We start from the raw sequence: 20603 nt of genomic DNA on the forward strand, positions 1-20603 counted from the left end.
ACTCGGCGGAGGGGGCGCCGCACGGCGCCTGTGCATACCCAACCGCCGCGTCACCCTACCCCAGTTCGTCAACGGGGTACGGTCCGGCCGGGGGTCGGTCAGCCGCCGGCCGGGTGGACCTCGACGTCCATGTCGGGGTGGGTGCTCGCGTAGGCGAGGGCGTCCCGCCGGACCGTCGCGGAGTCGGTCACCACCAGCAGCGGGTGGTCGAGCGTCTCCAGCTGCGCGGGCAGCGTGTGCGGGACGGTGTTGACCCGCTCGATCGGGACGAAGCCCCAGCTGGCCAGCTGGCCGGCCGTCCCGGAGGTGCGGTTCAGCACGTTCACCCACAGCGTCGCGTAGTAGTTGCCCTGGACCTCCTGCTTCAGCGAGTCGAGGAGGATCAGCGTGGCGATGGGCCGGTGCGCGCTGTCGGTCGCGCCCGCCTCCCGCAGCGCGGTCCTGGCGACGGCGTCCTCGCCGCTGGTGCCGTACAGGTAGCCCGTGGCGCGGTCCATGGACGAGACCGCGGGCGAGCCGTCGGCCTGCGCGTTGTAGAAGAGCGTCAGCAGTACGCAACCGCAGGCCGCCAGCGAGAGCAGCGGCGCCCACATCCTGCTGCCCTCGGCCGCGCGGCCGAGTGGCCGGAGCACCGCCGCGGAGCCGGTGGCCACCAGCGCCGTCACCGTGAGCTGGTGCAGCATCTTCTCGTAGTAGTAGGAGCTGTGTCCGATGGTGTGGGTCTGGTAGGCCAGGACGGCGGCGGCCGCCAGCCCGGACGCGAGCAGCGCGAGGCAGGTCACCCGGGCGGCCCGCTCGCCGTGCGCCAGCGCCAGCAGCGACAGCACCGCGACCAGGGCCACCAGGGGGATCAGCAGGTGCCGGTTGACGAGGATGATGCCGCCGGGGATGTTCAGTGCCGCGCTGGAGTTCATCACCGACCAGTTGGCCGCCACCGGGACCACCGTCAGCACGGCGGTCACGCCGCCCAGGCACAGCAGCGCCAGCGGGTTGCGCCCGGTGAGCGACGCGCGCCGGTGCACCAGCAGTGAGGCGAGCACCACGGCGCCGCTGACCGGGACCCACAGGTAGTAGCTGAAGCTGATGCCCACCAGCAGCGCCGACAGCAGCAGCAGTTGCTCCCTGGGCCGCCCGACCGGGCGCACCGCGACCGCCAGCAGCACGGCGAAGAGCCCGAGGCCGAACATCTCGCTGAGGAAGCCGTCGTCCAGCATCGCGGTGCCCTCGACCAGGCAGAGGTAGGCCGAGGTGAGCACGGCGAGCGGCAGCGCGACGGCCCCGCCCAGCCGCGGCCCGGCCACCCGGCAGGCGGCCCAGCTCACCGCGACCACGAAGCCGGCGCAGGTCAGGGTGGTCAGCATCAGGAAGTGCGGCAGTTCGGTGACCGGTGTGCCGGCGCCGGGATTCAGGAAGCGGTCGAGCAGGGCCAGCTCGAAGTGGCTTCCCTGCGGGTAGGCCGCCATGCCCAGCTGCAGCACGTCGGCGTTCCGGCCGGTGTTCAGAAAGGCGAAGGAGCCGAAGTGGCGTATCGAGTCGAAGAGCTCGAAGTGCCGGGCCAGGTCCTCCGCGGTGATGTACGTCGAGAGCCGCGCGGTCGAATTCGCGCCCAGCAGCGGCCACAGGTAGAAACAGGTCACGGCCGCGGCCGTGACGGTCAGTACCAGGTCCCTGGCCGGGAAGCGGCGCGGCAGGGCGAAGTCGCGGCCGGTCGCGTACCCGGCCGCCAGCAGCACGCAGACCCCCAACTCGCCCACTGCCACCGGCTGCAGACCCCAGGGCCAGACCGACAGCAGCAGCCCGAAGGCCGGCAGCGCCCCGGCCACCAGCGCCGCGGACAGCAGCAGGCGGTCGAACAGGGTGTCACCGGCCCGCAGCAGTCCGGCGGTGCCGACCAGCAGCGCCAGCGGCACGACGGCGTCCGCGCCCAGCAGCGAGGCGATCGGCGGCAGCAGCAGGAGCGGGGACAACAACAGCCAGCCGGGGCGCCGGCGGTGCCGGGCGGTTCCAGCGGGAGCGGATCCGGCTACCGGCGCCGGTGGAGCGAACTCTTCCGTCGACCCGCCGTGCTGGGCAGGAGGCATGTCTGTCCTTGGTGATGTGAGAGATGGATGCCGTGCGCCGCCCGGGCGGAGTAACCCGCTCCGCAGCTGCTGACCGGGCGTACTATGATCCGCCGATTGGCGCCCCGTGTGTCCGGTATGGCACACTAGCCAAGTTGCTCGGTTGAGCGCCGATGCTGCGCGCCTCCCGTCGGGAGGACCAGAAGCGAGTCCCACAGTACTCGTCGTGCCCGTGATGGCCGTTGCCTAGTTGATTGTGACAAAGCGCGGCAGCTGCGGCACGGACGTACGGGAATCTTCCGGGAAGTGCAGGCAGGGCCTCGATCCGGCGTCTCGCCCCAGTGTGGCCGGGTGTTTCCGGCCGCTCGGGGCCCAGGAGTTCGACCAAGGCTTTTTTATGGCGGGCAGCGCGACACGCCCGACCGCGTGGGTCGAACGAGACGCCACCGGAGACTCCACCCGGAGGATTCGGTCGAAGAAGCAAACGACGACAGAAGGACTACGAAGTAGCCATGGCGGGACAGAAGATCCGCATCCGGCTCAAGGCCTACGACCACGAGGTCATCGACTCCTCGGCGAAGAAGATCGTCGAGACGGTGACGCGTACTGGTGCGCAGGTCGCGGGCCCGGTGCCGCTGCCCACTGAGAAGAACGTGTACTGCGTCATCCGCTCGCCGCACAAGTACAAGGACTCGCGCGAGCACTTCGAGATGCGCACGCACAAGCGTCTGATCGACATCCTCGACCCGACCCCCAAGACCGTTGACTCTCTGATGCGACTCGACCTGCCGGCCGGCGTCGACATCGAGATCAAGCTCTGAAGGGCGGGAGCTGAAGATGGCTAAGCAGATTAAGGGCATCCTGGGCGAGAAGCTCGGCATGACGCAGGTCTGGGACGAGAACAACCGGATCGTTCCGGTGACCGTCGTCAAGGCCGGCCCGAATGTCGTGACCCAGGTCCACACCGCCGACGGCACCGGCTACGACGCCGTGCAGTTCGGCTTCGGCGAGATCGACCCGCGCAAGGTGAACAAGCCCCTCGCGGGCCACTTCGCCAAGGCCGGTGTCACCCCCCGTCGCCACCTCGTCGAGCTGCGCACCAGCGACGCCGGCGAGTACACCCTGGGCCAGGAGATCACCGCTGAGGTGTTCGAGGCCGGTGTCAAGGTCGACGTGACCGGCACCAGCAAGGGCAAGGGCTTCGCGGGTGTCATGAAGCGCCACAACTTCCACGGTCTGGGCGCCGGCCACGGTGTGCAGCGCAAGCACCGTTCGCCCGGCTCGATCGGTGGCTGCGCCACCCCGGGTCGCGTGTTCAAGGGCATGAAGATGGCCGGTCGCATGGGCCACGTCCGTGTGACCACCCAGAACCTGACCATCCACGCCGTTGACGCGGAGAAGGGCCTGCTGCTCATCAAGGGCGCAATCCCCGGTCCGAACGGCGGCCTCATCCTGGTCCGCACTGCGGCAAAGGGGGCCTGAAGCAATGAGCACCATCAATGTTCTCTCCCCTGCGGGTGAGACCGTCGGCACCGTCGAGCTGCCGGCCGAGATCTTCGACGCGAAGGTCAGCATTCCGCTGATCCACCAGGTCGTCGTCGCCCAGCTGGCCGCGGCCCGCCAGGGTACGCACAAGACCAAGACCCGCGCCGAGGTCCGCGGTGGTGGGCGCAAGCCCTACCGCCAGAAGGGCACCGGTCGCGCCCGTCAGGGTTCGACCCGCGCTCCGCAGTTCGCCGGCGGTGGCGTCGTGCACGGCCCCCAGCCGCGCGACTACTCGCAGCGGACTCCCAAGAAGATGAAGGCCGCCGCTCTGCGTGGCGCCCTCACCGACCGGGCCCGCAACTCCCGCATTCACGTCATCACCGGCGTGACCGCGACCGAGGCGCCGTCCACCAAGGCTGCCCGCATCCTGATCGGCAAGATCAGCGAGCGCAAGAACGTCCTCCTCGTCGTCGAGCGCGACGACGAGCTGGCGATCAAGAGCGCCCGCAACCTGCCCGAGGTGCACATCCTGGACGCCGGTCAGCTGAACACCTACGACGTGCTCGTCTCCGACGATGTGGTCTTCACCCAGGCCGCCTTCGAGCGCTTCGTGACCGGCCCTGCCGCGTCCGCGAAGGCCGTTGCCTCTTCGAGCGAGCTCGAAGGGAGCGACGCCTGATGAGCGACGCGACGATCACCAGCAAGACGTTCACGGACCCCCGTGACGTGCTGCTCAAGCCGGTCATCTCGGAGAAGAGCTACGCGCTCCTCGATGAGGGCAAGTACACGTTCATCGTGGCGCCGGGCTCGAACAAGACCCAGATCAAGCAGGCCGTCGAGGCGGTCTTCGCGGTCAAGGTCGCCAACGTCAACACGATCAACCGGGTTGGCAAGCGCAAGCGCTCCAAGACCGGTTTCGGCAAGCGCAAGGACACCAAGCGCGCCATCGTGACGCTGGCAGAGGGCAGCAAGCCCATCGACATCTTCGGGGCTCCGACCACCGCCTGACGGCGAGTCGGATAACCGAAACGGACGAGGACAGAAGAAGCCATGGGCATCCGCAAGTACAAGCCGACAACGCCGGGCCGTCGTGGCTCCAGCGTTGCCGACTTCGTCGAGATCACGCGGTCCGAGCCGGAGAAGTCGCTGGTCCGCCCGCTGCACAGCAAGGGCGGTCGTAACAACGCCGGTCGCGTCACTGTCCGCCACCAGGGTGGCGGTCACAAGCGCGCGTACCGCGTCATCGACTTCCGTCGTCACGACAAGGACGGCGTTCCGGCCAAGGTCGCTCACATCGAGTACGACCCCAACCGCACCGCACGCATCGCGCTGCTGCACTACGCAGACGGCGAGAAGCGCTACATCATCGCTCCGGCCAAGCTGGGCCAGGGCGACCGGGTTGAGAACGGCCCCACGGCCGACATCAAGCCGGGCAACAACCTGCCGCTGCGCAACATCCCGGTCGGTACGGTCATCCACGCCATCGAGCTGCGGCCCGGTGGCGGCGCGAAGATCGCCCGTTCCGCGGGTTCCTCCGTGCAGCTGCTCGCGAAGGAGGGCGTCTACGCCCACCTCCGCATGCCTTCCGGCGAGGTCCGCCTGGTCGACGCCCGCTGCCGCGCCACGATTGGCGAGGTCGGCAACGCCGAGCAGTCGAACATCAACTGGGGCAAGGCCGGCCGTATGCGCTGGAAGGGCGTTCGCCCGACCGTGCGTGGTGTCGCCATGAACCCGATCGACCACCCGCACGGTGGTGGTGAGGGTAAGACCTCCGGTGGTCGCCACCCGGTTTCGCCGTGGGGTCAGAAGGAGGGTCGTACTCGTTCGCCGAAGAAGGCGTCCAACAAGTACATCGTCCGCCGCCGCAAGACGAACAAGAAGCGCTAGGAGCAGTCTCGATGCCGCGCAGCCTCAAGAAGGGGCCCTTCGTCGACGACCACCTCATGAAGAAGGTGGACGTCCAGAACGAAGCTGGTACCCAGAACGTCATCAAGACCTGGTCCCGGCGCTCGATGATCGTGCCGGCCATGCTGGGCCACACCCTCGCGGTGCACGACGGCCGCAAGCACATCCCGGTGTTCGTCACCGAGTCGATGGTCGGCCACAAGCTCGGCGAGTTCGCGCCGACCCGCACCTTCCGCGGCCACGTCAAGGACGACCGCAAGTCGAAGCGTCGCTGACGAGGCGGGTGCGAAGACCATGACAGACACCATCAAGGGGACAACCATGGAAGCCAGGGCACAGGCGCGGTACATCCGCGTGACGCCCATGAAGGCCCGCCGCGTGGTGGACCTTATCCGTGGCATGAATGCCACGGAGGCCCAGGCGGTCCTGCGATTCGCTCCGCAGGCCGCGAGCGTGCCGGTGGGCAAGGTGCTCGACAGCGCCATTGCCAACGCCGTGCACAACTACAACCACAACAACGTGGAGTCGCTGTACGTCGCTGAGGCGTTCGTCGACGAGGGCCCGACCCTGAAGCGTTTCCGTCCGCGGGCCCAGGGCCGCGCGTACCGGATCCGTAAGCGGACGAGCCACATCACCGTGGTTCTTGCTGCGAAGGAAGGGACCCGGTAATGGGCCAGAAGATCAACCCGAACGGGTTCCGGCTCGGCATCACCACGGACTTCAAGTCCCGCTGGTACGCCGACAAGCTGTACAAGGACTACGTCAAGGAAGACGTCGCCATCCGTCGGATGATGACGTCCGGCATGGAGCGCGCGGGCATCTCGAAGGTTGAGATCGAGCGCACCCGTGACCGCGTGCGGGTGGACATCCACACCGCGCGTCCCGGCATCGTCATCGGCCGTCGCGGCACCGAGGCCGACCGCATCCGCGGCGACCTCGAGAAGCTGACCGGCAAGCAGGTCCAGCTGAACATCCTCGAGGTCAAGAACCCCGAGATGGACGCTCAGCTGGTCGCTCAGGGTGTTGCGGAGCAGCTGTCCTCCCGCGTCTCCTTCCGTCGCGCCATGCGTAAGAGCATGCAGGGCACGATGAAGTCGGGCGCCAAGGGCATCAAGATCCAGTGCTCCGGTCGTCTCGGCGGCGCCGAGATGTCCCGCTCCGAGTTCTACCGCGAGGGCCGCGTGCCCCTGCACACCCTGCGTGCCAACGTGGACTACGGCTTCTTCGAGGCCAAGACCACCTTCGGTCGCATCGGCGTGAAGGTCTGGATCTACAAGGGCGACGTCAAGAACATCGCCGAGGTCCGTGCCGACAACGCAGCCGCCAAGGCCGGCAACCGTCCGCCCCGTGCGGGTGGCCCGGCCGAGCGCCCCCGTCGCGGTGGCGAGCGCCCCGCCGGTGGCGAGCGCGGTGGCCGTGGCCGTCGTCCCGCCACCGAGGCTCCGGCCGCGGTGACCGAGGCGCCGGCGGCGGAGGCCGCAGCACCTACCACTGGAACGGAGGCCTGACCCAATGCTGATCCCTCGCAGGGTCAAGCACCGCAAGCAGCACCACCCCAAGCGGCGTGGCATGGCTAAGGGCGGTACCGAGCTGGCGTTCGGCGAGTACGGCCTGCAGGCCGTCACGCCGGCGTACGTGACGAACCGGCAGATCGAGTCCGCTCGTATCTCCATCACTCGTCACATCAAGCGTGGCGGCAAGGTCTGGATCAACATCTACCCGGACCGTCCCCTCACCAAGAAGCCCGCCGAGACCCGCATGGGTTCCGGTAAGGGTTCGCCGGAGTGGTGGATTGCCAACGTGCACCCCGGACGCGTGATGTTCGAGTTGTCGTACCCGAATGAGAAGACTGCGCGCGAGGCGCTCACCCGCGCCGCGCACAAGCTTCCGATGAAGTGCCGGATTGTCCGGCGCGAGGCAGGTGAGAGCTGATGTCGGCCACCACCACGGCTGCAGAGCTTCGCGAGCTGGACAACGAGGGTCTCGTTGCCAAGCTCCGTGAGGCCAAGGAGGAGCTGTTCAACCTCCGCTTCCAGGCGGCGACCGGGCAGCTCGACAACCACGGACGGCTCAAGCTCGTCCGTAAGGACATCGCGCGGATCTACACCCTGATGCGCGAGCGCGAGCTGGGCATCGAGACGGTAGAGAAGGCCTGATGACTGAGAACAGCACCGAAGAAGCACGCGGCTTCCGTAAGACCCGTGAGGGTCTGGTCGTCAGCGACAAGATGGACAAGACCGTCGTCGTCGCCGTCGAGGACCGCGTCAAGCACGCGCTGTACGGCAAGGTCATCCGCCGTACGAACAAGCTGAAGGCGCACGACGAGGCCAACGCCGCGGGCGTCGGCGACCGTGTCCTCCTCATGGAGACCCGGCCGCTGTCCGCGACGAAGCGCTGGCGCGTCGTCGAGATCCTCGAGAAGGCCAAGTAGTAACGAACGCGATTGGGCGCGGCTCGTATGTGCCTGAGGTTCCCCTCCGGGGGAGCGCTCGGGTGAGCAGCGGGCCGGCCCGGTCCCGATCGTTGACGATCAGGAGAAAGCTGTGATCCAGCAGGAGTCGCGACTGCGTGTCGCCGACAACACTGGTGCGAAGGAGATCCTTTGCATCCGTGTTCTCGGTGGCTCCGGCCGACGCTACGCGGGTATCGGTGACGTCATCGTCGCCACCGTCAAGGACGCGATCCCCGGTGGCAACGTGAAGAAGGGCGACGTCGTCAAGGCGGTCATCGTCCGCACCGTGAAGGAGCGCCGTCGTCCGGACGGTTCCTACATCCGTTTCGACGAGAACGCCGCGGTCATCCTCAAGAACACCGATGGTGACCCGCGCGGAACGCGCATCTTCGGCCCGGTGGGCCGCGAGCTGCGCGACAAGAAGTTCATGAAGATCATCTCGCTTGCGCCGGAGGTGCTCTAATCATGGCGAACAGCATGAAGATCAAGAAGGGTGACCTGGTCCAGGTCATCACCGGCAAGGACAAGGGCAAGCAGGGCAAGGTCATTCAGGCCATCCCTACGGAGAACCGCGTCCTGGTCGAGGGTGTCAACCGGGTCAAGAAGCACACCAAGGTCGGCCAGACCGCCCGTGGTGCCCAGACCGGCGGCATCGTCACGACCGAGGCCCCGATCCACGTGAGCAACGTTCAGCTCGTCGTGGAGAAGGACGGCAAGAAGGTCGTCACCCGCGTCGGTTACCGCTTCGATGACGAGGGCAACAAGATCCGCGTTGCCAAGCGAACCGGTGAGGACATCTGATGACCGACACCTCTGTTGAGAAGGTGACCCCCCGTCTCAAGGAGCGCTACCGCTCCGAGATCAAGGGTCAGCTGCAGGAGCAGTTCTCGTACGAGAACGTCATGCTGATCCCCGGCCTGGTCAAGGTCGTGGTCAACATGGGTGTGGGCGACGCCGCCCGCGACTCCAAGCTGATCGACGGTGCGGTCAAGGACCTCACCGCGATCACCGGCCAGAAGCCGACCGTGACCAAGGCCCGCAAGTCCATCGCGCAGTTCAAGCTGCGTGAGGGCCAGCCGATCGGTACCCACGTCACCCTCCGCGGTGACCGCATGTGGGAGTTCCTGGACCGTCTGGTGTCGCTGGCGCTGCCGCGTATCCGTGACTTCCGCGGTCTGTCGCCGAAGCAGTTCGACGGCAAGGGCAACTACACCTTCGGTCTGACCGAGCAGGTCATGTTCCACGAGATCGACCAGGACAAGGTCGACCGTCAGCGGGGCATGGACATCACGGTGGTCACCACTGCCCAGACCGACGACGAGGGCCGGGCGCTGCTGCGTGCCCTTGGCTTCCCGTTCAAGGAGAACTGAGCACATGGCGAAGAAGTCCCTCATCGCGAAGGCCGAGCGCAAGCCGAAGTTCGCTGTCCGGGGTTACACCCGGTGCCAGCGCTGCGGCCGCCCGCACTCCGTGTACCGCAAGTTCGGCCTGTGCCGCGTGTGCCTTCGTGAGATGGCCCACCGCGGCGAGCTGCCGGGCGTCACCAAGAGCTCCTGGTAGTCCAGTAGTTCTGGGCAGGTAGGGTCTCCGGCCCGGCCACCGTTTTGGAACTCCTCCGGGAGTCCCGTAAGGTGGCTAGGTCGGGGCCCCGCGCCCCTGATTCGTCTTACTACACCGCAGGTCCCCGCGCCGCGCCCGCTCTGGTTCATCCCCGGGCTGCGCGCTTCGGGAAACCGCGGTGAGAGAGGCCACAGGCCATCATGACCATGACCGACCCGATCGCAGACATGCTGACGCGTCTGCGAAACGCGAACTCGGCCTACCACGACACTGTCGTGATGCCCCACAGCAAGATCAAGACTCACATCGCCGAGATCCTCCAGCAGGAGGGCTACATCACGGGATGGAAGGTCGAGGAGCCGAAGGAGGGCGAGGTCGGCAAGAAGCTGACGCTCGACCTCAAGTTCGGCCCGAACCGTGAGCGCTCGATCGCGGGCATCAAGCGGATCTCCAAGCCGGGTCTGCGGGTCTACACCAAGTCCACCGCTATGCCGAAGGTGCTCGGCGGCCTGGGAGTGGCGATCATCTCCACGTCCGCAGGTCTGCTCACCGGACAGCAGGCAGCCAAGAAGGGCGTGGGTGGGGAAGTCCTCGCCTACGTCTGGTAACTCAGGGAAACGGAGGTACAGCAATGTCTCGCATTGGACGGCTGCCCATCCCGGTTCCCGCCGGCGTGGACGTCACCATCGATGGCCGCACGGTCTCGGTCAAGGGTCCCAAGGGTTCCCTTAGCCACACCGTTGCCGCGCCGATCGACATCGCCAAGGGTGAGGACGGCACTCTGCTCGTCGCGCGCCCCAACGACGAGCGTATGTCTAAGGCCCTGCACGGCCTGACCCGCACGCTGGTGGCGAACATGATCACCGGCGTGACCGCGGGCTACCGCAAGTCGCTTGAGATCAGCGGTGTTGGCTACCGCGTCACGGCGAAGGGCTCCGACATGGAGTTCGCGCTGGGATACAGCCACCCGATTCTGGTCCCGGCCCCGGAGGGCATCTCCTTCGTTGTCGAGTCCCCCACCAAGTTCCACGTGGACGGGATCGACAAGCAGAAGGTCGGCGAGGTCGCGGCGAAGATCCGCAAGCTTCGCAAGCCCGACCCGTACAAGGCCAAGGGTGTCAAGTACGCCGGCGAGGTCATCCGCCGCAAGGTCGGAAAGAGTGGTAAGTAACCCATGAGTGTCGGTGTGAAGATCGGCAAGGGCAACGGTTACAAGGCCGCCGCCCGTAAGCGCCGCGCCATCCGCGTCCGCAAGCGCGTCTCCGGTACGCCGGTGCGTCCGCGCCTGGTCGTGTCTCGTTCCAACCGCCACATCGTGGCGCAGGTGATCGACGACCTCGCGGGCCACACGCTGGCTTCGGCGTCCACCCTGGATGTGTCCATCAAGGGCATCGAGGGTGACAAGACCGAGCAGGCCAAGAAGGTCGGTGCCCTGGTCGCTGAGCGCGCCAAGGCTGCCGGCATCGAGTCGGTCGTCTTCGACCGCGCGGGCAACCAGTACGCCGGGCGCATCGCCGCCCTGGCGGACGCCGCCCGTGAGTCCGGGCTCGACTTCTGACCCGCTCGCCCAAGCTGGCGGACGTAAACGAGAGAGGTAAATCCAATGGCTGGACCCCAGCGCCGCGGTAGCGGCGCCGGCGGCGGCACCGGCGGTGGCGAGCGGCGTGACCGTAAGCGGGATGGTCGTGACGGCGCTCCCGTCGTCGAGAAGACCGCGTACGTCGAGCGTGTTGTCGCGATCAACCGTGTCGCCAAGGTTGTCAAGGGTGGTCGTCGTTTCAGCTTCACCGCGCTGGTCGTGGTGGGCGACGGTGACGGCACCGTAGGTGTCGGTTACGGCAAGGCCAAGGAAGTTCCCGCGGCCATTGCCAAGGGTGTCGAGGAAGCGAAGAAGAACTTCTTCAAGGTTCCCCGCATCCAGGGCACCATCCCCCACCCGATCCAGGGTGAGAAGGCCGCGGGCGTCGTCCTGCTCAAGCCGGCTTCGCCGGGTACCGGTGTTATCGCCGGTGGTCCCGTGCGTGCCGTGCTCGAGTGCGCCGGCGTTCACGACATCCTGTCGAAGTCCCTGGGCTCCGACAACGCCATCAACATCGTGCACGCCACGGTCGCCGCTCTGAAGGGCCTCTCGCGCCCCGAGGAGATCGCCGCCCGTCGTGGCCTGCCGCTTGAGGACGTCGCTCCCGCAGCCCTGCTGCGTGCGCGTGCGGCTGGGCAGGGGGCTGCGTAATGGCTCGCCTGAAGATCACCCAGACCAAGTCCTACATCGGCAGCAAGCAGAACCACCGTGACACCCTGCGTTCGCTTGGTCTCAAGCGCATGCACGACGTGGTCGTGAAGGAGGACCGTCCCGAGATCCGCGGGATGGCCCAGACCGTCCGCCACCTCGTCACGGTCGAGGAGGTGGACTGAAATGGCGGAGCAGAACCCGCTGAAGATCCACAACCTGCGTCCCGCCCCGGGTGCCAAGACCGCCAAGACCCGTGTCGGTCGTGGTGAGGCATCCAAGGGTAAGACCGCCGGTCGTGGTACCAAGGGCACCAAGGCCCGTTACCAGGTTCCGCAGCGCTTCGAGGGTGGCCAGATGCCCCTTCACATGCGCCTGCCGAAGCTCAAGGGCTTCAAGAACCCGTTCCGCGTGGAGTTCCAGGTCGTGAACCTGGACAAGCTCGGTGCGCTCTACCCCGAGGGTGGCGAGGTCACCGTCGAGGACCTGGTCGCCAAGGGCGCGGTTCGCAAGAACTCGCTCGTCAAGGTGCTCGGCACCGGTGAGATCACGGTCGCGCTGCAGGTTTCGGTTGACGCCGTCTCCGGTTCCGCCGCCGAGAAGATCACCGCCGCCGGCGGCACCGTCACCGAGCTCATCTGAGACCCTTCCGGGTCTCGGCGCTCGCGCTGACAGCACGGCTCTTCGGACCCGTTCGCTCTTTGGAGCGAACGGGTCCGTCGGCGTTTCCGCCTCCGGCGGGTGGCGCTTGGCACGGTGTGGCGGAATGTGGCGGAGCATGGCAGTTCGCCGGCGGGCAGTGTCCGGAGGTGTCCGGAGCGGTTGGACACCGCGCGGAGGGACCGCGGCTGTGCGAGCGAAGGGGTGGGTAGAGTCGATGGTGGAGGAGGTCACTGCGATGGAACTGAAGCGGCTGGAGACCAAGGTCGACGCCGTCCGGGCGGACGTCAGCGTCGTCCGGGAGGACGTGGCGGTGCTGACACGCTCGTTTGACCTGATGGAACACCGGATCGGGGCCAACCACCAGACCGCCATGGGGCGGCTGAACCAGTTGGAGTCCACGATGGACGAGCAGTTCGGGCAGGTGAACGAGCGCTTGGACCGGCTGGAAGGCGAGGTGCGCAGCGGTAACGCGGCGATCATCGAGCTGCTGTCGAACCTGGCCGGGCAGCGCCCGGAGTAGTCGGCCGAGTAGTCGGAGCGGATGAACAGCGGGTGGTCCCGGAGCGAGATGGGGCCACTCGCTTCATTCGAGTGGCCACAGACTGTTAGAGTCCGTGGAGTCCACTTGTAGGTTGTCCGCAGGCTGTGTCCGCGCGGCGTCCATACCGGTGGCGGCAATCCCCGTCCGGCCCCGTCGCGATTCGTGCGGGCCCCAGAATCACCGTCCCTCCCGCCGCCCTCGGCAGGGAGCTGCAGGAGGCACCGTGCTCACCGCGTTCGCCCGGGCGTTCAAGACGCCCGACCTGCGCAAGAAGCTGCTCTTCACGCTGGGCATCATGGTTGTCTTCCGGATGGGTGCTCATATCCCTGTACCCGGGGTCAACTTCCATGCTGTCCAGGCATGCGTCACCGCGTCGCAGAAGAACGGCGCCGGGCTGCTCGGCCTGGTCAACCTGTTCAGCGGCGGTGCACTGCTGCAGATCACGGTCTTCGCGCTGGGCATCATGCCCTACATCACCTCCAGCATCATCCTCCAGCTGCTGACGGTGGTGATCCCGCGTCTGGACGCCCTCAAGAAGGAGGGCCAGGCCGGCCAGACCAAGATCACGCAGTACACCCGATACCTGACCATCGCCCTGGCCGTGCTGCAGGCGACCGGCATCGTGGCCACGGCCTCGAACGGTGCGCTGTTCAGCGGCGTCCAGTGCGACACCTCCCAGATCGTGCCGGACCACGGCTTCTTCCGGATCGCGACGATGGTCATCACGATGACCGCGGGCACCGTGGTCATCATGTGGCTGGGCGAGCTGATCACCGACCGCGGCATCGGCAACGGCATGTCGATCCTGATCTTCACCTCGGTCGCGGCCGGCTTCCCGTCCTCGCTGTGGCTGATCAAGACCAGCCACGGCTGGCTGACCTTCGCCTTCGTCATCATCATGGGCCTGGCGATGGTGGGCCTGGTGGTCTTCGTCGAGCAGGCGCAGCGCCGGATCCCGGTCCAGTACGCCAAGCGCATGATCGGCCGGCGTGCCTACGGCGGCACCTCGACCTACATCCCGCTCAAGGTCAACCAGGCGGGTGTGATCCCGGTCATCTTCGCCAGCTCGCTGCTGTACATCCCGCAGCTGGTCGTTCAGTTGAGCGGCAGCCACGGCGCCTGGGCCAACTGGGTGTCGGCAAACCTGGTCAAGAGCGACAAACCGCTCTACGCGGGGCTCTACTTCGTGCTGATCGTCTTCTTCGCCTTCTTCTATGTGGCCATCTCGTTCAACCCTGACGAAGTTGCCGACAACATGAAGAAGTATGGTGGCTTCGTCCCGGGTATCCGGGCCGGCCGCCCGACGGCCGAATACCTGAACTATGTGCTGACCAGGATCACTTGGCCGGGCTCCCTGTATCTGGGCCTGATCGCCATGGTGCCGCTGGTCGCACTCAGCGCGTTCGGTGCGTCTCAGAACTTCCCGTTCGGCGGTACGAGCATCCTGATCGTTGTCGGTGTCGGCCTTGAAACTGTGAAGCAGATCGAGAGCCAGCTCCAGCAGCGCAACTACGAAGGGTTCCTCCGCTGATGCGTATCGTCCTCGTCGGGCCGCCCGGGGCCGGGAAGGGTACTCAGGCGACACTGCTCGCCAAGACCCTGTCCATCCCGCACGTGTCCACCGGTGACCTGTTCCGCGCCAACATCAGCCAGGGCACGGAGCTCGGTCTCGCTGCCAAGAGCCTGATGGACGCCGGCAAGCTCGTCCCCGACGAGGTGACCATCGAGATGGCCAAGGACCGCCTGGCCCAGCCCGATGCCGCCCACGGGTTCCTGCTCGACGGTTTCCCCCGCAACGTGGCCCAGTCGGTCGCGCTGGACGGGATCCTGAAGGAGTGGGGCATCGAGCTCGACGGCGTGCTGGACCTGGAGGTGCCGGAGGACGAGGTGGTCCGCCGGATCGCCGGTCGCCGGATCTGCCGCAACGACGGTGGCCACGTCTACCACGTGGAGTCCCACCCCCCGGCGGCCGAGGGCATCTGCGACGTCTGCGGCGGGGAGCTGTACCAGCGCTCGGACGACACCGAGGACAAGGTGCGCACCCGGCTGGAGGTCTACCACACGGAGACCGAGCCGATCATCGAGTACTACCAGAAGCAGGGCCTGGTCACGACCATCGCCGCACTGGGCAGGGTCGACGAGGTGACGCAGCGCGCGATCGAGGCGCTGCGGAAGAACAAGGACGAGGGCTGATCCTCAGCCGGCAGTCCTGGAGTCAGTGAGCACACCGGCCGTGACGCCCTGACGGGTGTCACGGCCGACGCATGTTCCGGACGGGGCACGTACCCGCCGGGAGCCGTACCGTGGAACGGTCGGCAGCGACGTTGGGACCACTGGCAGCGAGACCAGTGGCCGCGAGACCAGTGGCAGTGGGAAGGCGAGAGCGCGATGGTGGAGATCAAGACCCCCGAGCAGATCCTGAAGATGCGGGAGGCGGGCCTGATCGTGGCCGAGGCGCACAAGGCCTGCCGGGAGGCGGTGGCGCCGGGCATCACCACCGGCGAGCTGAACGCGATCGCGGCCAAGGTGATCGAGAGCCACGGGGCGACCTCCAACTTCCTCGGTTACCACGGCTTCACCGGTGTGATCTGCGCCTCGGTCAACGACGAGGTGGTCCACGGCATCCCCGGTGACCGCGTGCTGGCCGAGGGCGACATCATCTCCATCGACTGCGGCGCGATCGTCGACGGCTGGCACGGCGACGCCGCGATCACCCTCTTCGTCGGCGAGGGCCACGCCCCCGAACTGCACCAGCTCAGCCAGGTCACCGAGGACTCGATGTGGGCCGGCATCGCGGCGGTGAAGAAGAACAACCGGCTCTCGGACATCAGCCGCGCCATCGAGACCTACATCCGCCGCCAGCCGCTCCCGCCCCGGGGCAAGTACGGCATCATCGAGGACTTCGGCGGCCACGGCATCGGCTCGGCCATGCACATGGACCCGCACCTGCTGAACTACGTGGACCGCAAGCGCGGGCGCGGCCTCAAGCTGGTGCCGGGCTTCTGCATCGCGATCGAGCCGATGGTCAGTCTGGGCACGCCCAAGACGCACACCCTGGCCGACGAATGGACCGTCAAGACCAACGACGGCACCTGGGCCGCGCACTGGGAGCACTCGATCGCGCTCACCGAGGAGGGCCCGCTGGTGCTCACCGCCTTCGACGGCGGCCGGGCCAAGCTGGCCGAGCTGGGCATCACCGCCGCCCCCGACCCGCTGGGCTGAGCGGGCGGATTTCGCTATCGCTTGCCTGCTGACGTAGACTGCTGTGTCGGCTCACTCGTAGCTTGCTCCCGCATGCCCCCGCACCTAGTGGCAGGGGTGGACTTAGCGGTCCCTGCGTGAGTGCCGACTACGGTAGTCGAACCCCGGAAGGCGATACCCGCAGGACATGGCCAAAAAGCAAGGCGCCATCGAGATCGAGGGCACCGTCATCGAGTCTCTGCCGAACGCCATGTTCAAGGTAGAGCTTCAGAACGGGCACAAAGTCCTCGCCCACATCAGCGGCAAGATGCGTATGCACTACATCCGCATCCTCCCGGACGACCGGGTCGTCGTCGAGCTAAGCCCGTACGACCTGACCCGTGGACGCATCGTCTACCGGTACAAGTAACCAGCAGATCCCGACCCGGAGAACCTGAATCCCATGAAGGTCAAGCCGAGCGTCAAGAAGATCTGCGACAAGTGCAAGGTGATCCGCCGTCACGGTCGGGTCATGGTGATCTGCGAGAACCTGCGCCACAAGCAGCGCCAGGGCTGAGCAGTCCCCCCGCACGGGTCGTAACTCTTCGCGCGACGCGAAAAACAACATGAAGCGGGATGCCCGATCCGATCGTTCTCGCGAATGATCGGACTGCCACCCTCGGTCCGGAGGCCGGGGCTCCCTCGACGAGAGTCGAAGGAGAGGCATCGCGCCAGACCTCCGAAGGAACACAGGAGCCACATTCATGGCACGCCTCGCCGGCGTTGATCTCCCCCGCGAAAAGCGGATCGAGATCGCCCTCACCTACGTGTACGGCATCGGCCGTACCCGCTCGCAGCAGGCTCTGGCCGAGACCGGTGTGAACCCGAACATCCGTGTTCGCGACATCACCGAGGAAGACCTCGTCAAGCTGCGTGAGTTCATCGACGCCAACTACAAGGTCGAGGGTGACCTCCGCCGTGAGGTCGCCGCTGACATCCGCCGCAAGGTCGAGATCGGCAGCTACCAGGGTCTGCGACACCGTCGCGGCCTGCCGGTCCGCGGTCAGCGCACCCACACCAACGCCCGTACCCGCAAGGGTCCGCGTCGCGCGATTGCCGGCAAGAAGAAGCCCGGCAAGAAGTAGTCCGCCCCAACACCGGACTTGAAATCCGGCCCGCTGGGCTAGCGGACCGATCACCTCAGTAGGAGAAACAGACTTATGCCCCCCAAGGGTCGTCAGGCTGCAGGCGCGAAGAAGATCCGCCGCAAGGAAAAGAAGAACGTCGCTCACGGCCACGCGCACATCAAGAGCACGTTCAACAACACCATCGTCTCGATCACGGACCCCTCGGGCAACGTGATCGCGTGGGCGTCCTCGGGCCACGTCGGCTTCAAGGGCTCCCGCAAGTCGACTCCGTTCGCCGCGCAGATGGCCGCCGAGGCCGCCGCGCGTCGCGCCCAGGAGCACGGCATGCGCAAGGTGGACGTCTTCGTGAAGGGTCCGGGCTCCGGCCGCGAGACCGCGATCCGCTCCATCCAGGCCACCGGCCTGGAGGTCGGCTCGATCCAGGACGTCACCCCCACCCCGCACAACGGCTGCCGCCCGCCGAAGCGCCGTCGCGTCTGACGTTCGCAGCGGACGCTTCGTCCATGCGAGTGTCACGCAGGCGCCGCGCTTGACGCGGTGGTGCACCGGATACGGCCCCCGTTCGCTCGGGGGCCGTATCCTTGCTTTCGTCGGCATCAAATAGTGGGTGCCGAAGATCTATCTGGAGGATTCACCTCATGCTGATCGCTCAGCGTCCGTCGCTGACCGAAGAGGTCGTCGACGAGTTCCGCTCCCGGTTCGTGATCGAGCCGCTGGAGCCGGGCTTCGGCTACACCCTCGGCAACTCGCTCCGCCGCACGCTCCTCTCCTCGATCCCCGGCGCTGCTGTCACCAGCATCCGGATCGACGGTGTCCTGCACGAGTTCACCACCGTGCCGGGCGTCAAGGAGGACGTCACCGACCTCATCCTCAACATCAAGCAGCTGGTCGTCTCCTCGGAGCACGACGAGCCGGTCGTGATGTACCTGCGCAAGCAGGGCCCGGGTCTGGTCACCGCCGCCGACATCGCGCCCCCGGCCGGTGTCGAGGTGCACAACCCCGAGCTGGTCCTGGCCACGCTCAACGGCAAGGGCAAGCTGGAGATGGAGCTGACCGTCGAGCGCGGTCGCGGCTACGTCTCCGCCGTCCAGAACAAGCAGTCGGGCCAGGAGATCGGCCGTATCCCGGTCGACTCCATCTACAGCCCGGTGCTCAAGGTCACCTACAAGGTCGAGGCGACCCGAGTCGAGCAGCGTACCGACTTCGACAAGCTCATCGTCGACGTCGAGACCAAGCCCGCCATGCGTCCCCGTGACGCCATGGCCTCGGCCGGTAAGACCCTGGTGGAGCTGTTCGGTCTCGCCCGCGAGCTGAACATCGACGCCGAGGGCATCGACATGGGCCCGTCCCCCACGGACGCCGCCCTGGCCGCCGACCTGGCGCTGCCGATCGAGGAGCTGGAGCTCACCGTTCGGTCGTACAACTGCCTCAAGCGCGAGGGCATCCACACCGTGGGTGAGCTCGTCGCCCGCTCCGAGGCCGACCTGCTCGACATCCGCAACTTCGGTGCGAAGTCGATCGACGAGGTCAAGGCGAAGCTGGCCGGCATGGGCCTGGCCCTCAAGGACAGCCCGCCCGGATTCGACCCGACCGCCGCCGCCGACGCCTTCGGCGCCGACGACGACGACCCGGGTTTCGCGGAGACCGAGCAGTACTGAGATTGATCGACTAGGGGATCGCCTCGGCGATCCCCTAGTCTTGTCAGCTGTGCTTTACTGTTCAGCTGTGCTTTGAAAGAAAGTCGTATCGGCAACCGCGCCGGTACGCCCGCCCCGGTACCTGATACGGCCGGGGGCCGGAGATCCAAGGAGACACCATGCCTCGCCCCGCCAAGGGTGCCCGCCTCGGTGGCGGCCCGGCCCACGAGCGTCTGCTGCTCGCCGGTCTGTGCCGTGAGCTCTTCCAGTACGGCCGCATCACCACGACCGAGGCCAAGGCCCGTCGGATGCGTCCGCTCGCGGAGAAGCTGATCACCAAGGCCAAGAAGGGTGACATCCACAACCGCCGTGAGGCCCGCAAGGTCATCACCGACGTGGCTGTGCTGCACACCCTCTTCACCGAGATCGCGCCTCGCTACGAGAACCGCCCCGGTGGCTACACCCGCATCACCAAGATCGGCCCCCGTCGTGGCGACAACGCCCCGATGGCCGTCATCGAGCTGGTCGAGGCCCTGACCGTGGCCCAGACCGCTGTCGGCGAGGCCGAGGCCGCGACGAAGCGCTCCGTCAAGGAGACCGAGGCTGCCGCTCCGGCCGCCGAGGTCGTCGAGGACGCCGCTCCGGTCGAGGAGACCGAGGAGGCCTGATCGCCTCCGCTGCGGGCCCGCCTTCCCCTCGGGGGAGGCGGGCCCGTTTCGCTTGTCAGGGTGCCCGTTCTCGCGGCCGGCCCGTTCTTGCAGGTGGAGAAAGACATGAGTGACTGCGTGGAACCGCCGGTCGGGCAGCACGGACCGGTGGCGGGACACCTGCGGGTGCGGCTGGACCTGTCGTACGACGGGACGGACTTCTCCGGCTGGGCCAAGCAGAAGGGCGGCCGCCGGACCGTCCAGGGCGAGCTGGAGGACGCGATCCGGGTGGTGCTGCGGCAGCCCGAGGTGTTCCCGCTGACGGTCGCCGGACGCACCGACGCGGGCGTGCACGCGCGCGGCCAGGTCGCGCACGTGGACCTGCCGGCGGAGGTCTGGGCCGCGGAGGGCGAGAAGCTGCGCCGGCGGCTGGCCGGGCGGCTGCCGGGGGACATCAGGGTGTGGCGGGTGGCCGAGGCCCCGGCGGGCTTCGACGCCCGCTTCTCGGCGATCTGGCGCCGCTACGCCTACCGCGTCTGCGACCACCCCGCCGGGGTGGACCCGCTGCGCCGGGCGCACGTCCTGTGGCACGACCGTCCGCTGGACGTGGACGCGATGAACCGGGCGGCCCGGCAGCTGGTGGGTGAGCACGACTTCGCCGCGTACTGCAAGAAGCGCGAGGGCGCGACGACCATCCGCGAGCTGCTGGACTTCCGCTGGGAGCGGGTGTCCGGCGACGACCTGCTCGGGCCGGAACTGCCCGGTCTGATCATCGGTACGGTCCGGGCCGACGCCTTCTGCCACAACATGGTCCGGGCCCTGGTCGGCTCGATGCTGCTGGTCGGTGACGGGCACCGACCGGTGGACTTCCCGGCCGAGGTGCTGGCCGGGGGCGTGCGCAACTCCGCGGTGAACGTGGTCCGCCCCTACGGGCTGACCCTGGAGGAGGTGGGCTACCCCGCCGACGCCGACCTGGCCACGCGCAGCAGAGCCGCCCGCAACCTGCGGGTTCTCATGCCGAAGTAGCTGCGCTTTCGGGGCGCGGGGCTCTGCTTGATCAACTTCCTGCGCTGCCAGCCCTCTACGGAGGTGCATGGT

At 67.3% G+C, this 20603-nt stretch carries 33 protein-coding genes; 32 read left to right on the forward strand and 1 reads right to left on the reverse strand.

The genetic code is table 11. From position 1 onward, the window contains the following. Positions 1-98 precede the first annotated feature (98 nt). A complete protein-coding gene (locus tag ABH925_RS16160) occupies positions 99-1967 on the reverse strand; it encodes a hypothetical protein (RefSeq protein ID WP_370148470.1) in 1869 nt (622 codons plus the stop codon). A 605-nt stretch (positions 1968-2572) separates the two neighbouring features. On the opposite strand from ABH925_RS16160, the gene rpsJ reads away from it, so the two are divergent. From rpsJ to truA, 32 genes are all read left to right on the forward strand, one after another. Continuing rightward, positions 2573-2881: a 30S ribosomal protein S10 gene (gene rpsJ / locus ABH925_RS16165; protein ID WP_020549238.1), complete on the forward strand. Its 309-nt coding sequence runs from the start codon at positions 2573-2575 to the stop codon at positions 2879-2881. A 16-nt stretch (positions 2882-2897) separates the two neighbouring features. Further along, entirely contained in the window at positions 2898-3542 is a 645-nt protein-coding gene (rplC, locus tag ABH925_RS16170; RefSeq protein WP_370148471.1) for a 50S ribosomal protein L3, read from the forward strand. 4 nt (positions 3543-3546) lie between these two features. Next, the gene (rplD, locus tag ABH925_RS16175) at positions 3547-4224 is read left to right on the forward strand and encodes a 50S ribosomal protein L4 (RefSeq protein WP_370148474.1); all 678 of its coding nucleotides are present in this window, start codon (positions 3547-3549) and stop codon (positions 4222-4224) included. Then, entirely contained in the window at positions 4224-4553 is a 330-nt protein-coding gene (rplW, locus tag ABH925_RS16180) for a 50S ribosomal protein L23 (protein ID WP_123497040.1), read from the forward strand. The genes rplD and rplW overlap by 1 nt, the downstream gene beginning before the upstream one ends. 42 nt (positions 4554-4595) lie before the next feature. Further along, positions 4596-5432 carry a 50S ribosomal protein L2 gene (gene rplB / locus ABH925_RS16185; protein ID WP_370148476.1) on the forward strand — a complete coding sequence of 279 codons (837 nt, stop codon included), beginning with the start codon at positions 4596-4598 and terminating at the stop codon, positions 5430-5432. Between the two features lie 11 nt (positions 5433-5443). Beyond that, on the forward strand, positions 5444-5725 hold the full coding sequence (gene rpsS, locus ABH925_RS16190; protein WP_030251592.1) for a 30S ribosomal protein S19: 282 nt from the start codon (positions 5444-5446) through the stop codon (positions 5723-5725). A gap of 46 nt (positions 5726-5771) precedes the next feature. Then, positions 5772-6119 (forward strand): 50S ribosomal protein L22, encoded by a 348-nt coding sequence (rplV, locus tag ABH925_RS16195; RefSeq protein ID WP_370148621.1) that lies wholly within the window; start codon positions 5772-5774, stop codon positions 6117-6119. Then, positions 6119-6958 carry a 30S ribosomal protein S3 gene (gene rpsC / locus ABH925_RS16200; protein ID WP_370148477.1) on the forward strand — a complete coding sequence of 280 codons (840 nt, stop codon included), beginning with the start codon at positions 6119-6121 and terminating at the stop codon, positions 6956-6958. Before rplV ends, rpsC begins: the two co-directional genes overlap by 1 nt. 4 nt (positions 6959-6962) lie before the next feature. Beyond that, entirely contained in the window at positions 6963-7382 is a 420-nt protein-coding gene (gene rplP / locus ABH925_RS16205) for a 50S ribosomal protein L16 (RefSeq protein WP_370076072.1), read from the forward strand. Next, positions 7382-7606, forward strand: a complete 225-nt coding sequence (gene rpmC / locus ABH925_RS16210; RefSeq protein WP_370148479.1) for a 50S ribosomal protein L29 — start codon at positions 7382-7384, stop codon at positions 7604-7606. Before rplP ends, rpmC begins: the two co-directional genes overlap by 1 nt. Beyond that, positions 7606-7881, forward strand: coding sequence for a 30S ribosomal protein S17 (gene rpsQ, locus ABH925_RS16215; RefSeq protein WP_370148480.1), 276 nt, complete (start codon positions 7606-7608; stop codon positions 7879-7881). Before rpmC ends, rpsQ begins: the two co-directional genes overlap by 1 nt. Before the next feature lie 112 nt (positions 7882-7993). Next, complete coding sequence (rplN, locus tag ABH925_RS16220) at positions 7994-8365, forward strand: 50S ribosomal protein L14 (protein ID WP_030251577.1); 372 nt, start codon at positions 7994-7996, stop codon at positions 8363-8365. 14 nt (positions 8366-8379) lie between these two features. Further along, positions 8380-8703 (forward strand): 50S ribosomal protein L24, encoded by a 324-nt coding sequence (gene rplX, locus ABH925_RS16225; RefSeq protein ID WP_030251573.1) that lies wholly within the window; start codon positions 8380-8382, stop codon positions 8701-8703. Further along, on the forward strand, positions 8703-9272 hold the full coding sequence (gene rplE / locus ABH925_RS16230) for a 50S ribosomal protein L5 (protein ID WP_030251571.1): 570 nt from the start codon (positions 8703-8705) through the stop codon (positions 9270-9272). Before rplX ends, rplE begins: the two co-directional genes overlap by 1 nt. A 4-nt stretch (positions 9273-9276) precedes the next feature. Continuing rightward, the gene (locus tag ABH925_RS16235) at positions 9277-9462 is read left to right on the forward strand and encodes a type Z 30S ribosomal protein S14 (protein WP_057231320.1); all 186 of its coding nucleotides are present in this window, start codon (positions 9277-9279) and stop codon (positions 9460-9462) included. A gap of 200 nt (positions 9463-9662) precedes the next feature. Continuing rightward, positions 9663-10070 (forward strand): 30S ribosomal protein S8, encoded by a 408-nt coding sequence (gene rpsH / locus ABH925_RS16240; protein ID WP_370148482.1) that lies wholly within the window; start codon positions 9663-9665, stop codon positions 10068-10070. A gap of 23 nt (positions 10071-10093) precedes the next feature. Then, a complete protein-coding gene (gene rplF, locus ABH925_RS16245) occupies positions 10094-10633 on the forward strand; it encodes a 50S ribosomal protein L6 (protein ID WP_370148484.1) in 540 nt (179 codons plus the stop codon). Positions 10634-10636: 3 nt separating this feature from the next. After that, positions 10637-11020, forward strand: coding sequence for a 50S ribosomal protein L18 (rplR, locus tag ABH925_RS16250; RefSeq protein WP_370148486.1), 384 nt, complete (start codon positions 10637-10639; stop codon positions 11018-11020). A gap of 45 nt (positions 11021-11065) precedes the next feature. Next, complete coding sequence (gene rpsE / locus ABH925_RS16255) at positions 11066-11692, forward strand: 30S ribosomal protein S5 (RefSeq protein ID WP_030251561.1); 627 nt, start codon at positions 11066-11068, stop codon at positions 11690-11692. Then, positions 11692-11874: a 50S ribosomal protein L30 gene (gene rpmD, locus ABH925_RS16260; RefSeq protein ID WP_030251557.1), complete on the forward strand. Its 183-nt coding sequence runs from the start codon at positions 11692-11694 to the stop codon at positions 11872-11874. The genes rpsE and rpmD overlap by 1 nt, the downstream gene beginning before the upstream one ends. Before the next feature lies 1 nt (position 11875). Continuing rightward, positions 11876-12331 carry a 50S ribosomal protein L15 gene (gene rplO / locus ABH925_RS16265; protein ID WP_370148488.1) on the forward strand — a complete coding sequence of 152 codons (456 nt, stop codon included), beginning with the start codon at positions 11876-11878 and terminating at the stop codon, positions 12329-12331. Between the two features lie 256 nt (positions 12332-12587). After that, positions 12588-12872: a hypothetical protein gene (locus ABH925_RS16270; protein WP_370148490.1), complete on the forward strand. Its 285-nt coding sequence runs from the start codon at positions 12588-12590 to the stop codon at positions 12870-12872. 244 nt (positions 12873-13116) lie between these two features. Then, positions 13117-14424: a preprotein translocase subunit SecY gene (gene secY, locus ABH925_RS16275; RefSeq protein ID WP_370148491.1), complete on the forward strand. Its 1308-nt coding sequence runs from the start codon at positions 13117-13119 to the stop codon at positions 14422-14424. Next, positions 14424-15086, forward strand: coding sequence for an adenylate kinase (locus tag ABH925_RS16280; protein ID WP_370148493.1), 663 nt, complete (start codon positions 14424-14426; stop codon positions 15084-15086). Before secY ends, ABH925_RS16280 begins: the two co-directional genes overlap by 1 nt. Positions 15087-15281: 195 nt before the next feature. Beyond that, complete coding sequence (gene map, locus ABH925_RS16285) at positions 15282-16115, forward strand: type I methionyl aminopeptidase (protein WP_370148494.1); 834 nt, start codon at positions 15282-15284, stop codon at positions 16113-16115. Positions 16116-16281: 166 nt separating this feature from the next. Beyond that, positions 16282-16503, forward strand: coding sequence for a translation initiation factor IF-1 (gene infA, locus ABH925_RS16290; protein WP_003956442.1), 222 nt, complete (start codon positions 16282-16284; stop codon positions 16501-16503). Between the two features lie 33 nt (positions 16504-16536). Then, positions 16537-16650, forward strand: coding sequence for a 50S ribosomal protein L36 (rpmJ, locus tag ABH925_RS16295; protein WP_009740505.1), 114 nt, complete (start codon positions 16537-16539; stop codon positions 16648-16650). A 187-nt stretch (positions 16651-16837) separates the two neighbouring features. Further along, complete coding sequence (rpsM, locus tag ABH925_RS16300) at positions 16838-17218, forward strand: 30S ribosomal protein S13 (protein WP_370148497.1); 381 nt, start codon at positions 16838-16840, stop codon at positions 17216-17218. 75 nt (positions 17219-17293) lie between these two features. Then, complete coding sequence (rpsK, locus tag ABH925_RS16305) at positions 17294-17701, forward strand: 30S ribosomal protein S11 (protein WP_030251538.1); 408 nt, start codon at positions 17294-17296, stop codon at positions 17699-17701. A 158-nt stretch (positions 17702-17859) separates the two neighbouring features. Further along, positions 17860-18879 carry a DNA-directed RNA polymerase subunit alpha gene (locus ABH925_RS16310; RefSeq protein ID WP_030251536.1) on the forward strand — a complete coding sequence of 340 codons (1020 nt, stop codon included), beginning with the start codon at positions 17860-17862 and terminating at the stop codon, positions 18877-18879. Positions 18880-19037: 158 nt separating this feature from the next. Beyond that, entirely contained in the window at positions 19038-19526 is a 489-nt protein-coding gene (gene rplQ, locus ABH925_RS16315; RefSeq protein WP_370148499.1) for a 50S ribosomal protein L17, read from the forward strand. A 105-nt stretch (positions 19527-19631) separates the two neighbouring features. After that, complete coding sequence (truA, locus tag ABH925_RS16320; RefSeq protein WP_370148500.1) at positions 19632-20531, forward strand: tRNA pseudouridine(38-40) synthase TruA; 900 nt, start codon at positions 19632-19634, stop codon at positions 20529-20531. Positions 20532-20603 lie beyond the last annotated feature (72 nt).

Source organism: Streptacidiphilus sp. EB129, assembly GCF_041262645.1.
In the GTDB taxonomy this organism is placed as follows: domain Bacteria; phylum Actinomycetota; class Actinomycetes; order Streptomycetales; family Streptomycetaceae; genus Streptacidiphilus.

Coding starts and splice junctions, on each gene's coding strand:
- rpsJ (WP_020549238.1), top strand. CDS start 2,573: ATGGCGGGACAGAAGATCCGCATCCGGCTCAAGGCCTACGACCACGAG.
- rplC (WP_370148471.1), top strand. CDS start 2,898: ATGGCTAAGCAGATTAAGGGCATCCTGGGCGAGAAGCTCGGCATGACG.
- rplD (WP_370148474.1), top strand. CDS start 3,547: ATGAGCACCATCAATGTTCTCTCCCCTGCGGGTGAGACCGTCGGCACC.
- rplW (WP_123497040.1), top strand. CDS start 4,224: ATGAGCGACGCGACGATCACCAGCAAGACGTTCACGGACCCCCGTGAC.
- rplB (WP_370148476.1), top strand. CDS start 4,596: ATGGGCATCCGCAAGTACAAGCCGACAACGCCGGGCCGTCGTGGCTCC.
- rpsS (WP_030251592.1), top strand. CDS start 5,444: ATGCCGCGCAGCCTCAAGAAGGGGCCCTTCGTCGACGACCACCTCATG.
- rplV (WP_370148621.1), top strand. CDS start 5,772: ATGGAAGCCAGGGCACAGGCGCGGTACATCCGCGTGACGCCCATGAAG.
- rpsC (WP_370148477.1), top strand. CDS start 6,119: ATGGGCCAGAAGATCAACCCGAACGGGTTCCGGCTCGGCATCACCACG.
- rplP (WP_370076072.1), top strand. CDS start 6,963: ATGCTGATCCCTCGCAGGGTCAAGCACCGCAAGCAGCACCACCCCAAG.
- rpmC (WP_370148479.1), top strand. CDS start 7,382: ATGTCGGCCACCACCACGGCTGCAGAGCTTCGCGAGCTGGACAACGAG.
- rpsQ (WP_370148480.1), top strand. CDS start 7,606: ATGACTGAGAACAGCACCGAAGAAGCACGCGGCTTCCGTAAGACCCGT.
- rplX (WP_030251573.1), top strand. CDS start 8,380: ATGAAGATCAAGAAGGGTGACCTGGTCCAGGTCATCACCGGCAAGGAC.
- rplE (WP_030251571.1), top strand. CDS start 8,703: ATGACCGACACCTCTGTTGAGAAGGTGACCCCCCGTCTCAAGGAGCGC.
- ABH925_RS16235 (WP_057231320.1), top strand. CDS start 9,277: ATGGCGAAGAAGTCCCTCATCGCGAAGGCCGAGCGCAAGCCGAAGTTC.
- rpsH (WP_370148482.1), top strand. CDS start 9,663: ATGACCATGACCGACCCGATCGCAGACATGCTGACGCGTCTGCGAAAC.
- rplF (WP_370148484.1), top strand. CDS start 10,094: ATGTCTCGCATTGGACGGCTGCCCATCCCGGTTCCCGCCGGCGTGGAC.
- rplR (WP_370148486.1), top strand. CDS start 10,637: ATGAGTGTCGGTGTGAAGATCGGCAAGGGCAACGGTTACAAGGCCGCC.
- rpsE (WP_030251561.1), top strand. CDS start 11,066: ATGGCTGGACCCCAGCGCCGCGGTAGCGGCGCCGGCGGCGGCACCGGC.
- rpmD (WP_030251557.1), top strand. CDS start 11,692: ATGGCTCGCCTGAAGATCACCCAGACCAAGTCCTACATCGGCAGCAAG.
- rplO (WP_370148488.1), top strand. CDS start 11,876: ATGGCGGAGCAGAACCCGCTGAAGATCCACAACCTGCGTCCCGCCCCG.
- ABH925_RS16270 (WP_370148490.1), top strand. CDS start 12,588: ATGGAACTGAAGCGGCTGGAGACCAAGGTCGACGCCGTCCGGGCGGAC.
- ABH925_RS16280 (WP_370148493.1), top strand. CDS start 14,424: ATGCGTATCGTCCTCGTCGGGCCGCCCGGGGCCGGGAAGGGTACTCAG.
- map (WP_370148494.1), top strand. CDS start 15,282: ATGGTGGAGATCAAGACCCCCGAGCAGATCCTGAAGATGCGGGAGGCG.
- infA (WP_003956442.1), top strand. CDS start 16,282: ATGGCCAAAAAGCAAGGCGCCATCGAGATCGAGGGCACCGTCATCGAG.
- rpmJ (WP_009740505.1), top strand. CDS start 16,537: ATGAAGGTCAAGCCGAGCGTCAAGAAGATCTGCGACAAGTGCAAGGTG.
- rpsM (WP_370148497.1), top strand. CDS start 16,838: ATGGCACGCCTCGCCGGCGTTGATCTCCCCCGCGAAAAGCGGATCGAG.
- rpsK (WP_030251538.1), top strand. CDS start 17,294: ATGCCCCCCAAGGGTCGTCAGGCTGCAGGCGCGAAGAAGATCCGCCGC.
- ABH925_RS16310 (WP_030251536.1), top strand. CDS start 17,860: ATGCTGATCGCTCAGCGTCCGTCGCTGACCGAAGAGGTCGTCGACGAG.
- rplQ (WP_370148499.1), top strand. CDS start 19,038: ATGCCTCGCCCCGCCAAGGGTGCCCGCCTCGGTGGCGGCCCGGCCCAC.
- truA (WP_370148500.1), top strand. CDS start 19,632: ATGAGTGACTGCGTGGAACCGCCGGTCGGGCAGCACGGACCGGTGGCG.